This is a genomic window from Enorma phocaeensis (assembly GCF_016901575.1).
GTDB lineage: Bacteria > Actinomycetota > Coriobacteriia > Coriobacteriales > Coriobacteriaceae > Limicola > Limicola phocaeensis_A.
The window spans coordinates 121,810-137,492 of record NZ_JACJKQ010000003.1 but is presented as its reverse complement, the minus strand read 5'-3'; the positions used below and the strand labels follow the sequence as shown (position 1 = coordinate 137,492).

14 protein-coding genes and 1 tRNA gene are annotated in these 15,683 nt (G+C 62.0%); 4 read left to right on the top strand and 11 right to left on the bottom strand.

Annotated elements, in window-relative coordinates:
* Positions 1-77: 77 nt before the first annotated feature.
* A complete protein-coding gene (locus H6A15_RS03755; RefSeq protein ID WP_204672360.1) occupies positions 78-1,715 on the bottom strand; it encodes a sensor histidine kinase in 1,638 nt (545 codons plus the stop codon).
* Positions 1,716-1,722: 7 nt separating this feature from the next.
* Positions 1,723-2,445, bottom strand: a complete 723-nt coding sequence (locus H6A15_RS03750) for a response regulator transcription factor (protein ID WP_087410225.1) — start codon at positions 2,443-2,445, stop codon at positions 1,723-1,725.
* A 157-nt stretch (positions 2,446-2,602) separates the two neighbouring features.
* On the opposite strand from H6A15_RS03750, the gene H6A15_RS03745 reads away from it, so the two are divergent.
* Complete coding sequence (locus tag H6A15_RS03745) at positions 2,603-3,196, top strand: GNAT family N-acetyltransferase (RefSeq protein WP_204672359.1); 594 nt, start codon at positions 2,603-2,605, stop codon at positions 3,194-3,196.
* Positions 3,197-3,213: 17 nt separating this feature from the next.
* On the opposite strand, the gene H6A15_RS03740 is transcribed toward H6A15_RS03745, so the two are convergent.
* The 6 genes from H6A15_RS03740 to H6A15_RS03715 form a co-directional block, all read right to left on the bottom strand.
* The gene (locus H6A15_RS03740; RefSeq protein ID WP_239462325.1) at positions 3,214-4,467 is read right to left on the bottom strand and encodes a hypothetical protein; all 1,254 of its coding nucleotides are present in this window, start codon (positions 4,465-4,467) and stop codon (positions 3,214-3,216) included.
* 4 nt (positions 4,468-4,471) lie between these two features.
* Positions 4,472-4,744: a TIGR03905 family TSCPD domain-containing protein gene (locus tag H6A15_RS03735; protein WP_204672358.1), complete on the bottom strand. Its 273-nt coding sequence runs from the start codon at positions 4,742-4,744 to the stop codon at positions 4,472-4,474.
* Positions 4,745-4,916: 172 nt separating this feature from the next.
* The gene (locus tag H6A15_RS03730) at positions 4,917-5,597 is read right to left on the bottom strand and encodes a cytochrome c3 family protein (RefSeq protein ID WP_204672357.1); all 681 of its coding nucleotides are present in this window, start codon (positions 5,595-5,597) and stop codon (positions 4,917-4,919) included.
* Positions 5,598-5,618: 21 nt separating this feature from the next.
* Positions 5,619-7,868: an aldehyde ferredoxin oxidoreductase gene (locus H6A15_RS03725; RefSeq protein ID WP_204672356.1), complete on the bottom strand. Its 2,250-nt coding sequence runs from the start codon at positions 7,866-7,868 to the stop codon at positions 5,619-5,621.
* Between the two features lie 15 nt (positions 7,869-7,883).
* On the bottom strand, positions 7,884-8,609 hold the full coding sequence (locus H6A15_RS03720) for a 4Fe-4S binding protein (RefSeq protein WP_204672355.1): 726 nt from the start codon (positions 8,607-8,609) through the stop codon (positions 7,884-7,886).
* 254 nt (positions 8,610-8,863) lie between these two features.
* A complete protein-coding gene (locus H6A15_RS03715; protein WP_204672354.1) occupies positions 8,864-10,507 on the bottom strand; it encodes a helix-turn-helix transcriptional regulator in 1,644 nt (547 codons plus the stop codon).
* A gap of 153 nt (positions 10,508-10,660) precedes the next feature.
* Between H6A15_RS03715 and H6A15_RS03710 the strand changes: the two genes are divergently transcribed.
* Together H6A15_RS03710 and H6A15_RS03705 are read left to right on the top strand one after the other, a co-directional pair.
* Complete coding sequence (locus tag H6A15_RS03710; protein WP_204672353.1) at positions 10,661-11,443, top strand: hypothetical protein; 783 nt, start codon at positions 10,661-10,663, stop codon at positions 11,441-11,443.
* A gap of 88 nt (positions 11,444-11,531) precedes the next feature.
* Entirely contained in the window at positions 11,532-12,125 is a 594-nt protein-coding gene (locus H6A15_RS03705) for an iron-sulfur cluster assembly scaffold protein (protein ID WP_204672352.1), read from the top strand.
* Between the two features lie 360 nt (positions 12,126-12,485).
* Here the strand turns inward: H6A15_RS03705 and purB are convergent, their stop codons facing one another.
* The 3 genes from purB to H6A15_RS03690 form a co-directional block, all read right to left on the bottom strand.
* Positions 12,486-13,832, bottom strand: a complete 1,347-nt coding sequence (gene purB, locus H6A15_RS03700; RefSeq protein ID WP_204672351.1) for an adenylosuccinate lyase — start codon at positions 13,830-13,832, stop codon at positions 12,486-12,488.
* 281 nt (positions 13,833-14,113) lie between these two features.
* A tRNA-Gly gene (locus H6A15_RS03695) sits at positions 14,114-14,188 on the bottom strand.
* A gap of 160 nt (positions 14,189-14,348) precedes the next feature.
* Positions 14,349-14,756 (bottom strand): heavy-metal-associated domain-containing protein, encoded by a 408-nt coding sequence (locus H6A15_RS03690; protein WP_204672350.1) that lies wholly within the window; start codon positions 14,754-14,756, stop codon positions 14,349-14,351.
* 378 nt (positions 14,757-15,134) lie between these two features.
* On the opposite strand from H6A15_RS03690, the gene H6A15_RS03685 reads away from it, so the two are divergent.
* Positions 15,135-15,644, top strand: a complete 510-nt coding sequence (locus H6A15_RS03685) for a bifunctional nuclease family protein (RefSeq protein WP_204672349.1) — start codon at positions 15,135-15,137, stop codon at positions 15,642-15,644.
* Positions 15,645-15,683 lie beyond the last annotated feature (39 nt).

The window sequence follows — 15,683 nt, the reverse complement described above, 5'->3', positions numbered from 1 at the left end:
CTGAGGATCAACTCCTATCGAACGAACGAATAGGGAGCTGGCATACCGAGCATGCCAGCGGCGGCCCAAACAGACAGCTAATGCTCCATTGTAGTAGAAGCCGAGTCAGGCATGTGCTCACGCGGGAGATGAATCGTAAAAGTCGTACCCTTCTCCAGCTCGGATTCCACCGTGATGAAGCCATGGTGGCGCTCGATGATGAGCTTGGTGACCGCGAGGCCGACGCCCAGACCACCCTTTTCACGCGCACGGCTTGCATCGGCGCGCCAGAAGCGGCCAAAGATCCTTGACAGATCTTCCTTCGCGATGCCGATGCCCGTATCGGAGATGCTCACCATGACATACTTGCGATCGCCCTTGACCGACACGACCACCCAGCCGCCTTCGGGGGTGTAGCGCATGGCGTTGCTCATGATGTTGATGATGGCCTGCGTGATCATGTCGGGGTCGGCGTCGACCGTGCTCGAACGACCCTGGGTGTCGTCGACAAACTTGAGACGCAGGTCGTGTGATGAAAACAGCTGCTGCTGGCCGCCCACGATGCGCTGCACGAAGGCGACCATGTCCACCGGCTCCAAATTGATGTCGGCGGTACGGTTCTCCATGCGCGATAGGTCGAGCATCTGCTGCACAAGGCGCGACAGGCGGCGGGTCTCGGAGGCGACCGTCTCGAGATGCTCGTCATCTGCTGGGAGGACGCCGTCTTGCATCGCCTCCACCGTAGCGAGCATCGCCATGAGTGGGGTGCGAAGCTCATGTGCCACGTCCGAGGTCAGGCGACGCTCATGCTTGAGGTCCTTTTCAAGCGAGGTCGCCATTTCATCAAAGGTCTCTCCGAGCTGGTCGATCTCGTCGTCGCCGCGCAAGCCGGTGCGCGCCGAGAGGTCCCCGTCGCGAATCTGCTTTGCCGTGGCGGTGATACGGCGGATGGGGTTGGTGAGCATGTGCGACATGAGGAAGCCCATGAGCACGGCGATGGCGATGGCGATGATTGCGGCGAGGGACATCGCGTTGAAGGTCTTCTCGCGGAAGGCAGTGTCCGCCTTGGTGAGCAGCGCGTCTGAGCCGAGCACCCACAGACGAACCTGACCCACGGTCTCGCCGTCCGAAAGCTTGATCGGCTCGGTCACGGCGCTGTCGGCATCGGTCGGAGCGGTCGAGACGGGGCTGTGCGAGGCTTTCGCCGCGGCGTCAGAAGATCCAGAGGAAACCTCGCTCGAACCTGTCCCTGCTGACGAGGCACCCGTCCCCTCATCTTCGCTCGCCGCGTCCTCGTCTTCTCGACCGCGGCTGGCGTCTGCCGCCGCCGGCGCCGCGGGCCAGGAGTCATCGTAGAGGATGGTGCCGTCCTCATCCATCACCTGCAGCCCGATATCGCTCGACACGAGATTCGACTCGGCGATAGACGCCAGGAACTCGGTGCTCCACTCGCCGTCCTCCTCATAGGAATCCGCCAGGCGCTGGGCGGTGAGCTGGGCTATCTCTGAGATATTGGCGCGGGTGTAATCGCTGAAGACCCCGCCCCAAACCACGGTGACCACGACGGTGAGCACGAGTACCGTCATGAGCGAGGTCAAGGCGAATGAAAGCGCCATGCGCGAGGCGTAGCTCAGGCCGCGCCTCGAATCGGAACGAGGCGTGTTCCAGCTTGCGCGGGAACTCGCCTCGTCAGACTGCTTGTGTTTTTGTCCAATTTCAAACCGTGCGAAGAGCATAGACCAGCTACTCCGTCTTCTCCTTTGCAGGCTGCTGGGGGGCCTCAAAGCGATAGCCGACACCATGAACGGTATAGAGCCACTTCGGCTTCTTGGGATCATCTCCCAGCTTGGCGCGCAGGTTCTTCACGTGGCTGTCGATGGTGCGCTCGTAGCCCTCGAAGTCATAGCCGAGCACCTTCTCAACCAGCTCCATGCGGTTGTAGACGCGCCCAGGATGACGGGCGAGGGTGGTGAGCAGCTTGAACTCAGAGGCGGTGAGGTCGACCTCACGGCCTTCGACCAGAATCTTATGGCCCGAGATATCGATCACGAGGTCACCGAAATCGAGCACTTCGACCTGCGGCTCATCGCTCTGATGGGCGCGGCGGAACAGCGCACGCACGCGGGCGACGAGCTCGCGCGGGCTGAACGGCTTGATGAGGTAATCGTCGGCGCCGAGCTCGAGGCCGATGATGCGGTCTTCAACCTCGCCTTTTGCCGTAAGCATGATGATGGGAACATCCGAGGTGTCGCGAATGGCGCGGCACACGCGCTCGCCCGAAAGCTTGGGGAGCATGAGGTCGAGTACGATGAGGTCGAACTGATGCTTCTCGAACTCCTCGACGGCGGACTGTCCGTCGCCAACGCCCACGACCCAATAGCCCTCGCGCTCGAGATATGCCGCGACAGCGTCGCGAATGGCCTTCTCGTCCTCAACGAGCAGGATCTTTCTTGCGTCCGAAGCCATGTCTGGGCCCCCTTGTCTCATCCGGAAGAACAAACCTATTGTAGCGCACAGAAACGCTACACTTGTCAGCAGGGCAGTCCGGTCGCTAAACGGGAGCGACTGAGCAGACTCTTAACCCATTATGCCCAGACTCGCTCCGTTTCTTCCAGGAGGGCTCGTGTCATTTCGAATCCGTATCGCCACGCCTGACGATGCCGAGGAGCTCCTCGGCCTGTACGCCCCCTATGTGCGCGACACCACCATCAGCTTTGAAACCGAAGTACCTACCGTCGATGAGTTTCGGGCGCGCATCGAGGAGCACCTCGAGAATACCTGTCACCTGGTTCTTGAGGATGCCGATGCGGGGCGGGCGGCAGGCTTTGCCTACAACAGCACCTTTCGCGCGCGGCCTGCCTATCGCTGGGCTTCCGAGACATCTATATATATTAGTGAGGCCTATCAGGGGAACGGCCTCGGCGCCATCCTGCTCGAGGCGCTTGAAAACCTCATGCGTGCACAGGGGATTCGCATGAGCGAGGCGTGCATCACATCGAGCAACACGGCCTCGATCGCCTTCCATCGCTCGTGTGGATACCGCCTTTGCGGAGAGCAGGCGTCCTGCGGCTACAAGCTTGGCACCTGGCTTTCGATTACCTGGATGGAAAAGCAGCTTCTGCCTCTCGACACCGATCCCGAGGCGCCCCACGCTCCGTCGCCCCAGGCGATCGAGGCGGCGCTTGCGGCTGCAAACGAGCGCCTCGCCAGCCATTAGGAAGCGTCTTCGGCAGGCTACACCGCGAAAACCCGCGCGGTCACGCTTGCCGGAATCCCCTGTTCGTTTCGCACGGTCGCATAGGTGAGCAGGCGATCTGTCACGCCCTCACTCGCCGTCCAATCTCCAAAATCCAGGCAGCGATCGGGCGCCGAAAGCACCGAATAGGTCTGTGTCGACGGGTCGATCACAAAATGCGAGGCCTGGGACTTCATGACATAGCGCGAACCAAGCATCAAGGCACAGCTCTGGGGTTCGCGGCGCAGGTATACATAGGGACCGCCCTCGACGCCCACATAGGTTCCCATGTTCCCCAGGCTGCCCACGCCGTTGTAGCTCGCCTCAATCGAGAACGCAAAGCTCTCGTTAAAGTAGGTGGCCTCGAAGGGGGCGACGCTTCTGGGCAGCACAAGCTGGGCGCGGCGGGCGTTGTCGCCCGCAGTCAAATCGATCGCAGTCAGCCCGTAATACACGCCCTCCTCGTCGCGAACACGCGGCACGATGGTCAAGATGTTGTCCGCCACACGGGGAGATGCCGAAAAGCGTCCGTGCGAGGTCCAGATCTCTTGCCCCTCGGTGTCGCCCAGCGTCCATTGGTAGCAATGAGAGTCCTCAGACGAGCTGTTTCCCGAAGCCTGGGGCATGTGATACCAGATGACGCTCGTTCCCCATACCGTGAAACGCGGGGGCTCCCAATCGGAATCACCCTCGTCGAGCTTTACCGCATCGCCGGTAAGCGTTCCCTGGGATATGCCCTGGCCGATCAGCGCCCAAGAACGGTTTGTGTAGTCGACCTCGACCCACGCGAACACCCCGTCCGAGCAGCGCACGTCGAAAAACCCGTAGCCCTGTCCCTGGCTCGGTTCGGTAATCAGGGTGATGAGGTCTCCACTCGAAAGGCTCATGACGCCCAGCGTATTCACGTTGAGCGATGACTCCGGCGCCATCATGGCAGCCGCCCACGACCCCTCCGTATGGAAAAGCACCGTACCAAGCGGTAGGGTATAGGTAGCCGATGCGGCGAGATCGCCGTCGACGTTTTCATAGTCGTCCACGACGTCGACGATCTGGGAGTCATCCGTAACCACCTGGGGCTCGCCGTCGTCGGTGTTTTGGGTGTCGGAGCATCCGCCCAGGCTGATCGCCGCCATGCCCGCCCCTGCCGCCGCGAGGCTGCCCAAGGTAAAGCGGCGGCGCGTGATGCCGCCCTGCCTCACGGCACGGGAATCATCGGCAGAACCGCGAATGATCCGCCTCCAGGGCGCTGCCATAGGTTTACTCCTCCGCCTTGGCAAGATCCTGGGCGGCGTCGAGCGCGCAGCACAGCTGGTCGGCGCACGACGTGGGGCGGGCGCCGCACGTGTTGCCACGCAGGATCGAGGTGACCTGATCGACAGGCATGCCGTTGATGAGCTTGGAGATCGCCTTCAGGTTGCCGTTGCAGCCTCCCGTGAAGGCGCAACCTGTGACGGTGGTTCCCGAGTCGTCCAGCTCGACGTGGATGTTGCGCGAGCAGACGCCCGTGGGCTTGTAGTCGATCGAAACCATATGCGTTACCTCCAGCTTGCACGTGCGAAGCGAATTCTCGTGCACCTACTATACCCGCGCACGGGCGCCGCAGGCGCCCAAACATCCATCCCACATAGGCACGGGGCACAAAAGAGGGACCCCGCGCTCGCGCACGGGGTCCCCGGACAGATCCCTCGAGGGGCTCTAGACCTTACTCGGCGTCGGTAAGGGTGGTCTGCGCGGCCCATCCCTTGGGCAGATACGTCGTCTTACCCTCGACCTCGGCGGTGTCGGTCCAACCCTCGGGCACGTCGCCCTCGCCCGCATAGGCGCCGATCTGATGGCAGCCGGTGCAGGTGAGCACGCTCTGATCATGCATGCGGTGGCAGGAGTTGCACTGCTGCACGACGCCGCCGTGATAGGTGCTGTGCGGGTCGAAGCCGTAGTCGGCCGTGGAGGACTCCGTGGCGCCCGGCATCACGCCGGCTCCGGTGTGGCAGCCGCTCTGCAGGCAGAACTCGTTGGAATAGGTGACCTTGGCCATGGGGTCGGTGTAGTCACCAGAGAGCTGTACCTGCACCTCGTGCAGGGACTGCGTAATCGTGGTCTCATGGCAGCCCAGGCACTGGTTGTTCACGACGCCCTTGTGGGCATACGCGAGCGAGGTGGTGTCGTTCACGAACGAATCGTAGTAGCGGCCCATCGTGCTGTGGCACAGGGTGTCGCAGTACTCGGGGGTGGCGCGCCATGCCCAGCCGGCGACGCCGAGCACCGTGACCACCACGACGGCGGCGATCACGATCGGCAGGCGCTTGGCCTTCCAGTTGCGCTTCTTCTTCGGGGCGGCATCGGTGGCCTTGGCCTCCGTGCCCTCCTTGATCTCGTCAGCCATGTTCTCTCCTCTCGAGGCGCTTTAGGCGCTGAGCGCCGGGTTGTCGCCGCAGTACTGGGACAGAATGCCGTCGTACTTGCGGGTACGCTCGTCATAGGACGTGCCGCCGTCGGGCAGCAGGCCAAGCTCCTCCAGGTCGGAGGCAACGTCGTCGAGGCCGAGGTCCTCGAGGCACTGCTTGGTGGGGCAGCCCAGCTCCTCGTCCCAGCCGAAGCGCTTGTACACCATGGTGAGCGCCGTCTGGAAGTCGTCCTTCTCCATCTTGTCGGTGCCGGCGGTGAAGGGCTCGATGTCCGGGTCCTTGGTGAAGGGCCACTCGGTGATGACGTCGTGGACGTTGCGGAAGTCGTTGCAGCCCATGTTGCCCTCGGCGTCGGTCATGCCGCGGACGGTGTTGGCACGCTGGAGCGTCATGACGCGCTCGGCAGCCTTGTAGAGGTCGTCGATGGTGACCTCCTTGCCGGTGACGGCGGTGTAGAACTGGGCCTCGAGGTCCAGGTCGCCGCGGTAGCTGCGCTCCTTGGCGGGCGCCATGGCCATCGGCCACACCCAGTTGCACACCGTGAGGCAGTCATGCAGGACGTCCGTCACGATGCTCCACCAGCAGAACTCCGCCTTGTGCTCGTTCATGGGCGTGTAGTTCTTGTCGGGGTCGATCGCGTCCTCGCCGCCCCACATCTCGGCAGCCATCTCCTTCTTGAGGTCGATGGGCAGGCCGCAGCCCTGGAAGTTGACGGCGGAGTGAATCATGTCGTCGCGGTTGAACATCATGTTGTACACGCCGCCGACCTGGCCGAAGCACTCGATGGCGTGGTGCACGGGCCAGCCGCGATAGTTGATGAGGCACGAAGCGGTGGTGTCGAACCACTTCATGTCGTCCCACTTCTCGCACCAGACCATGGGGCCATGGCCCAGCCACGCGATGGGCTTGTTCTCGGTGTCGTTGGCCGCGATGTCCGAGAGAATCTTGATGAAGGGGGTGCCGTCGCCGTTCATGATCGCGTCGAAATCGTAGTCGGCGTAGTTGGGGCACTCGCGCTCGAGGATGCCCTCGACGTAGGTGTGGGCAAGGTCGCGGTAGAGCTGTGCGTAGTTGCACCACAGGCCGAGGTCGTCGACGGTTGCCTGGATGAGCAGGTTGTAGACGACGGACTGCTCGGTGAGGGTGCCCTCCTCGGTGGTGGTGCCGGGCACCTTCATGATGGACTGCATGTAGCTCGAGAACGGGAAGTTCGGCACGCAGGTGTTGCCCATGGACTGGTAGCCGGTCTTCTCGAGCACGGTGGGGTGCTTCACCTGGGCATAGCAGCGCACCGGGCAGCCGTGGCAGCCGGCCATCTTGACGGTGTACTTCTCGGCCTCGGGACCAAGGTCCTTGGTGGACTTCATGCAGCGATAGCCCATGGTGTTGGGCTCGAAGGGCTTGGGCTCGCCGGTCTCGATGGCGCCGCCCTCGGCAGCCGCCCAGTACAGACCCTTCTTGGCGGTCCAACGAGAACCCTTGTCGTAGTACTCAGCCCAGGACTGCTGGGTGGACGGAACGACGTGGTTGTTGTTGGAGCCCAGGACCTGGGCGATCATGTAGTCGGAGAGGGCGGAGACCATCTGCGGGTCGGCGACGTTCACGGCCTTGGTGCCGCGGACGACGACGGCCTTGCACTTCTTCGAGCCGAGCACGGCACCCAGGCCGGCGCCGGCGGAGTGGCTGCGCGAGTTGATCACGCAGGCGTAGGGCAGCAGGTTCTCGCCGGCAGGGCCGATGGCGGCGACGCAGGCGTCGAGGCCGTGCTTCTTGCACAGGGCCTCGTTGGTCTCACGGGTGCCCTTGCCCCACACGGAGGAGGCGTCCTCGATCGAGATCTTGTCGTCGTCGATGAGGATGTAGACGGGCTTGTCCGAGGCGCCCTCGATGATCAGGCCGTCATGGCCGGAGTACTTGAGCATGGCGCCGAGCTGGCCGCCGCAGTGGCAGTCGACGACCTGGTAGTCCGTGGTGAAGGTGGAAAGCGTCGCCCACGTGGAGCGGCCGCCCAGGGGTACGCCCGAGCCGGTGAGGGGACCGACGGCGAGGACGGCCTTGTTCTCGGGGGCGTCCCACGCGGTGCCGGGGGCCACCTCGTCATACATGATCTTGTTCGCGAAGCCCATGCCGCCGATGTAATCGTCCTGCATCGCCTCGTCTGACTCGACGGAGATGGTTCCGTCCGTCAGGTTGACGCGAGCGATCTGGCCCGCCCAACCGTAAGAACCGAAAGTGGCAGTATCAGCCATTGCGTATCTCCTTACTTACTCAGCGATCTTGCCGCCAGCGATGAAGTCCTGCTGCTCGCTCACGAGCGGCAGCGGGTTCTCCTGCTTGGTGGGACCGGACGAATGGTTGACGTTCTCCCACTCGATGAGCTCGAGCGCTCCGTTGGGGCACTGCTCGGCGCAGCGGCCGCAAGCGATGCACTTCGAAGACTTGCCGGTGACGGTGTTCACCACAGGCATGTGGTAGGGGCATGCAGCCACGCAGGAGCCGCAGCCGACGCACTTCTCCTGGTCCACATAGCGAACGCCCTTGTCATCGGTCAGGATGGCGCCGTGCGGGCAGGCGGTCTGGCACATAGCTGCCTTGCACATGTGGCACTGGCGGATGTTCCACTCCATGGAGTAGAAGATGCCGTCGCCCGAGCCCAGCTCCTTGCCGTATTGGTACCCGTCATGCACGTGGATGCGGGCAGCAGCGGGCTGCGACACGCCGTCGTTGGTGAGCGTGCAGCTCATCTCGCAGCGCTGGCATCCGGTGCAGCGGGCGCGGTTGATCTTGAGCACGTGAGACGGCGCGGCGTAGTAGTCCACCTTGCCCTCAGAGCTCGTAGGGACCGCGGCGGCCTCATCGGGCAGCAGGCCGAGCGCCACCATGCTTGCCACGAACGCGCCAGAAACCTTCACGAACCCCCTACGGGTGAAGAAGGTATCGAGGCGGTCCGCGCCGGAGCCAACCTGCTCCAAAGCGGTGTTCTCGTTCATAGTTCCCTCCCCTTTGTTCCTTCGCGGGCGCGATTGGCCCGCATTACAGAGACGACCGGGCGTGTGGCGAGCACGCCCAACTTGTCAGCGTAGATTATCCACGACCTCTCCTCAATTCGTTCCCCCGCTTCCGGGTAATTTTATTAATCTGAGGGATAAGAGGGTTTACCTGCGTGTCCCCTCTTTAAGGGTACATACGGGGACGGCAGGTGAACGCCGCAGATGGCAGGGTATGAGACCTGAGAGCCCAGCCCCTAACGCGAGGCGCGACCATACTCATTGATATAGTCCAGAATCTCCTGGCGCGAATGGAGGTCCGTCTTCTCGTAGATGCGCTTGATATGAGTGTGGACCGTATTCTGCGACAGCTGGAGCTCCTCACTCACGCGGGCCTGGGTGTGGCCCAAGGCGTATAGGGTGAGCACTTCGACCTCTCGACCGGTAAGGCCGAAGCGCTGTCCCAACTCGAGCACAGCCGTCGCGATGCGGGCGTCAGGGGTGACGCTCGGCAGGGGAAGCTCGGCCTGGGGACGCAACGCCATGACCCCCATGAGCGGGATGCGTCGGACATCGTCGCGGGTGATGGGACCGCGCTCGGCGGCTTCGGGGCGGGCCGCGTCTGAGCCTTCCTCGTTTTGCTGCAGGGGCGCCGAAAGGAGCTTGGTGAATACGACCTGGGCGCTCACGAGAACGAACAGGCTCATGATCGAGATGATGACGGGGGTGTTGTCAAAGAACACCCGAGACAGCATGCGGTCGATTTCTATGCCGGCAGCGGTGAGCAGATTCATGCTGACCCAGGCGGCTGAGGCGTAGTAGTAGGCGTCGCGCCAGCCAAAGCTGATGAACGCGATGGTGAGATACCAGATGCAGGCCTGGAGCACGAGCGCGGACGCCATGACAAACGATGCGCCCACGCCGATCGACCGCGGCCAGATGGCAAAAAAGATGGCGCCCAACGCCAGCAGGATCTCCATCACCACCCAGATGCTGGTGGTGATGGCACGCATGCGCGACGCCATGCCGTGACGCACCCACACCGCGCTCACCCCGCACACGAAGATCAGGGCGAGGAATCGTGGAACGGGGCTCATATATATGGCGTCTCCAGCAGGAAACCCCCTCCCCATTCCCATGGGGATCGAGATGAACCAGATGCCGAGGGCCGCGACGGCAAGAAAGCCCCTGTTCGAGAATCGGTCGCGATCGGTACCAAAATAGGATTCAGAGACAGCAGGAAACTGGTCGCTCGGAACATCCAGGGCTCGTGAAACCCTCACGAAGAAAAACTGGGCGAACGCAAGAACAAACGCCGCCCCATGCGCCGGGACAGGTCCCCAGAAACTTGCAACGAAGGTCATGAGCTCCGAGACCGCGAGCGCGCTAAAGGCAACCACCACGACGGCTTGCGCCGAGGTGCCGCGGAGCTTGCGCATCCAGTAGAAGCTCAACAGGGCACTCGCCGCTGTCAAGAGGCACTCGAGGGGCACCTCAGCGATGGAGTCCGGCGCCGCCACGTCCAAAAACGCAAGCACGAGCGCCGAGATGCCCGATACGTGAACGGCCAGAAACGTCATGAGCGAAATCGCCCGCTTGTTGTAGCGCTTCACTGCAAGCGTTGAGGCAAACAGCACCGCGACCAGAGCGCAGGCGGCGACCATGGTCAGGCCCCCAGCGCCCGATACGCCCGTCGTTCGGTGGGCCTCCTGGGCCACGACGTTTATGGATGCCGTCGCCGCCGCGATGCCCGCGATGGGCGGAAACAGTACTTTATAGGTCTCAAAGCTAAAGGGGGGCATGGCGGTCGTGGAGACGTCCGACTTGCCGGCTGAGGAGGGAGCAGCGATATCGGGGGCGGCGGCTTGCTTCTCCGCCGCAGCTCGACGCGCTCGTGCCATCTTCATACTCCTCGTCTCGTGCCCACTCAACCCCTCGTCGGTCCTCGGCATACGCCAAGCTAGCCAGGAGGGTCACCTCTTTCAGGTGAATAGCAGTATACCTTGTACTACACTTGTTTTCACATTGAGGGTTATGAGCACCGAGGGAGGGCCATGGAAACCACCACGCAGGAGACGCTTGTGGGCGGCGCGGCACAAAGCGATAGGGCTGCCGAGGGCATCCGGACGGCGCACACCGAGCAGTCGCCGGAAGAAGTTGAGGCGACGCACGAGCGCAATGCCTTCCTTCGCGCGGTCGATGCCGTGCTGACCGATATTCGCCAGCGCTCATACGAAGGCAAGATCACCACGTCTTCGCGGTGGAAAAAGCGCTCGTTTGCCCCTGAGGGCACGGACGCCAAGGCGTTTGAAGAGCAGGTCCTTCTCTATATACAGCAGCGCGACCACGCCGAGCCCACCGAGGTGCGCGGCAAACTCGTCGCTCCCAAGCCGCTCGACGTGCAGCTCGAGGGCCAAGAGGTCGACCCCGACGAGCCCCTGCCCGAGCCCGAGGTGTGCGATATCGCACTCATCATGGGCAAGAAGGCAATCTATCTCTATTCTGCCGCGCTCATGTCGCACAGCTTCGCCCACGCGCTCTTCCTCGCGGCTGAGGATGACGAGGTGGCAACCTTTGTCGACGTCGTTCGAACCGAGTCACGCCTGTACCCTCGCCCCGTCGCTCAAGACAGCTTCATGAACCCGCCGTACCTGTGGTCGCGTGCCCGCACCAAGAAGGTCTTTGAAAAGGTGGTGGCAGACGACGCCTTCAAGGACATCCACGTCACGCATACGAGCGCCGGAGAGGCCTACTACTATTCCGACTGGTATCTCAGCGAGGCACAGGGCAAGGCGCTCGCCCAGTGGTATGGCGTCGAAAAGGGCCTCAACCCCTAAAGAGATATCAATGCCGCTATGAGGAACGCCTGCACAGGCGGCCTCGCGGAGCCTTCGCCCGAAATTCATCGCCCCGTTAGGAGAAGCTATGCCCAAGCAGCACATTACCGAAGACACGCCCTTTCTTCGCACCCCCGACATGTATCAGATTGAAAACGACGCACCCATCACCGAGTATTCCGAGCGTTCCCTCGACCTGATCGCGGACGCCCGCAACGGAGGCGTACCCGACGGCGCCAATGCCTTCTGCAGCGTTGGCAAAGAGAAGCGCGGCACCGTGCAGATGCAGCTGTTCGCCGTCATGGACCCCGAAACCGACCGCTTCGTCGAGGTGGGCTTCAGGAGCCACGGCTGCCTCGCCGCCATTGCCTGTGCCACCGTCGTGGCCGACATGCTCACAGGCAAAACGGTCGACGAGGCGCTCGCTATCACGCAAGACGACGTTCTGGAGGCAACGGGAGGCCTTCCAAAGGGACGCCTCTACACGCTGTATTTTGCCGAGGAGGCCATCAAGGCGCTTGTGGGCGACTACTACCTGCGTGTAAAAGGCTACTCTCTCGCCCAGCTTGACGAGGCACTCCCCTGCGACAAGATGTGCATGAACTGCCTGCTCACCGAGAACTGCTCGCTGCGCGACGAGCGCGTGGACCAGGAGCTTCGCGAAGCCGGCGAGATTGAGTAGACAGGGCCGTTGAGGGCTTTCTGGGCGCCGGGCGAGGATTCGTCCCGCGCGCAGTTCGCAAGGCGCTGTCTGAGCACGGGACGAGTCGTCACCCGGCGCCCAGAAAGGCTGCCGCAACAGGCGCAACTCCTCCTCATAAGAAAGAATTAGCGGTCCCCAGCGCTTACATGCTGGGGACCGCGTTCGGTTTGCGGCGGTTTTCTATCGACCGTTGGATGGGAGCGGCTGGAAGCTGCAACGTTCCTCGTCCACACTCGAAGCCAGCTTAATGACGGTGCGCAGCTGCCCACCTCATCTCCCACGCGCGGCTCCACGTGCGTGTGGAATAAACCCCCACCGCCCCCTATCGCTCAGTCGGAACTAGTCGAAGTTCAGCTCCTCGAGGCGGTCAAAGACGCGGTCGATGCGCGTCAAGAAATCCCACGGATCGAAGATCTCGTCGAGTTCTTTAGGCGAAACCGTGCAGCGGGGATCCGCCTCAAGCTTCTCGCGGAAGGTGGTGCCGGGCTGGCACTGCTGAACCTCGCGCCAGGTGGCCATGGCGTTTTCCTGCACGATGGCGTAGGCCTCTTCACGGGTGATGCCCGTCTCGACGAGAGCGAGCAGCACCTTGGAGGAGAAGATCAGCCCGCGCGTCTTGTTGAGGTTTGCCTTCATCTGCTCCGGATAGAGGATGAGGCCATCGATGACGCGAATCAGGCACTGGAACATGTGGTCAAGCGCGATGAAGCTGTCCGCCTGGGCGACGCGCTCGGCGGAGCTGTGCGAAATGTCGCGCTCGTGCCACAGCGCCACGTTGTCAAAAGCGACCTGCGCATTGGCCTTCACCACGCGGGAGAGGCCGCAGACCTTCTCCATGGTAATGGGGTTGCGCTTGTGAGGCATCGCGGAGCTGCCCTTCTGACCCTTCTTGAACGGCTCCTCGGCCTCAAGGGTATCGGTCTTCTGAAGGTTGCGGACCTCGGTCGCGATGCGCTCGCACGTGGCGGCCGTGGTGGCAAGGACGCCTGCGAGATATGCATGATGGTCACGGCTGATAACCTGCGTGGACAGCGGGTCGTGCACCAGGCCCAGATGCTCGCAGACATACTCTTCGACAAAGGGATCGATGCTCGAATAGGTGCCCACCGCACCAGAGATGGCACCGAAGGCGACGTTCTTGCGGGCGTCGACGAGGCGGTCGAGATCGCGCTTGAGCTCCCATGCCCAGCTGCCGAACTTCATGCCGAAGGTCATAGGCTCGGCATGGATGCCGTGGGTACGGCCGGCACAGAGCGTATCGCGCTCCTCGAAGGCACGGCGCTTGCAGATCTCGCCAAGCTTTTTGACGTCCTCAATAATGATGTCGGTCGCCTGAACAAGCTGGTAGCACAAAGCGGTGTCGCCCAGATCCGACGACGTCATGCCAAAGTGCACCCAGCGGCTGGGCTTGGGCTCGCCCTCGGGAACGTCCTTATCGATATACTCGCCCATATTGGTAAGGAAGGCGATGACATCATGGTTGGTTACCGCCTCGATTGCATCGACCTCTTCCTTGTTGAAGGTCGCATGCTCACGAATCCATGCAGCCTCTTCTTTGGTGATGCCGATCTTTCCCAGCTCGGCCTGTGCCTCGCAGGCAAGCACCTCGATCTCCTGCCAGACAGCGTACTTGTTCTCCAGCGAGAAGATGTGACCCATCTCGGGACGGGTGTAGCGATCAATCATGTGCTCTCCTTGCATCGAAGGCCTTGTAGGCGGCTTACCGCGGCAACGCGGAATAACGGCACTTCGTATTGTATGGCACCGCCCGCCGCTACGCCCACAGCAGCTCTCCAGAGCTCTGAGTCTTTTGCCGAAGCTCAGTTATTCTTCAAAAATCAGGTCAATTTTGTAAAAAAGCCGAGCATCGGTGAAAAGCAAGGCCACCGAAGCTCGATTTGTTGCGAGCAACGATGCGGCGAATCCATACAAAAAAGGTCTCCATCGCTGGAGACCTTTTCAGTCAATGGAGCGGGCAACGGGACTCGAACCCGCGAGTGTCAGCTTGGGAAGCTGATGCCTTACCACTTGGCGATGCCCGCGAATAAACGCGCCGCGCTGAGCAGCGTAGGGTGTAGTATACCCTGCCACAGAACACCGGGCAAGAACGAGGCGGCGGCAGGAGCGCGATTAGCATGAAATCAGCTCACACGATGATTTGCCTTGTTGGCCGATTTTGGCAAATACGAACGATTGCCAAAGCTACCCTTGGACCCCTGTGACCTCGTAGCCCGCCGTCCGGATCGCCTCGGCGAGGGCATCGAGGTCAATCGGGCGCTCCCCATGCACGAGCACGGTATTCGGCAGCCTCACTTCAGCCACGATGCCGCCGAGTGCTTGGAGGGCGTCCTCGACGCGACGGGCGCAGTTGTCGCAATGCATGCCATCTACCCGTAACTCAACAGAATATGGGTAGCTGGACGCCCCTTTCACCCGCCCCGCCGGACGTCTCTGGCGCCGCGTGCGCGGCGAGCCTCCATCGCAGCCGCAGCCACCGCCGCGACCGATGCGCATTACCTGCCGCGCAAGAATGAATACCGCAAGCGCCAGGGCTGCGCCGACGATGAGATAGTCGATCATAAGGTCCTCCACAAATGCAGCAACGCCCATGCTATGAAGCGTTTCCCATATAAAGTAAACTTAGTCTAACATTATTTGCCTTCCAAGGCGCCTCTCTTCCTTGGCATCTCAAACTCGAACGCGACCATGATGGATATCGAGTCAATCGGCTTCGCGCTCCGTCTCGAGTCGCCGAACACGGCAGACGCGCTGAGGGCGCTCATGGCATAGAGCATAGAACGAACCTCCCGTAGGCCGACTCGATATATGCTTAGCCATCTCAAAAAGACCTTTAATAAGTTATGAATAACGGAAGAGACGTACGATTTTGGGTACTATTACTATCCAGTTCAGCAAGAAAATACCACCGCCCCGGTCACATGTCGTGATGGGATGGCGGCGGTAGCGACCACCCAGGGAGGTGCCATAATGATCCGCGTAGACATCGAGACCATTATTATGGCCTCTGGTGCGGTTCCGTCCCTCATCGTGCTGCGCGAGCGTCAGGCCAACCACGCAAGCGATGCCCCGCTGCGCGCGCTCTCCATCCAGACGGGCTCCTTCGAGGCGGCATCTATTAGCCGTGGCATCGACGGGACGAAACACACGCGTCCCATCACCCACGATTTGTTCATCGACACCCTGCACCAGCTTGGCGCGCGTGTGGAGCGCGTCGAGATCAACCGGGTCGACGCGCCCGTCTTCTATTCGAACATCATCATCGCCCGCGATGGCGAGGATGCGGTCGAGGTGTCCATCGATGCCCGTCCGAGCGACGCGCTGGCGCTTGCCGTGCGCTCAAACGCACCCATCTATGTTGAGGACGACGTCATGAACCGCGCGGGAACCATCTCCTACCACGCCGACAAAGACGCGGGCGACGAGGAGTTCAAGCAGTTCGATCAATTTGTCCAGACGCTTTCCCCGGACGATTTCTAACGCGCCGCCAGACCTAGGGCGACGCTCGAACCACAAGCA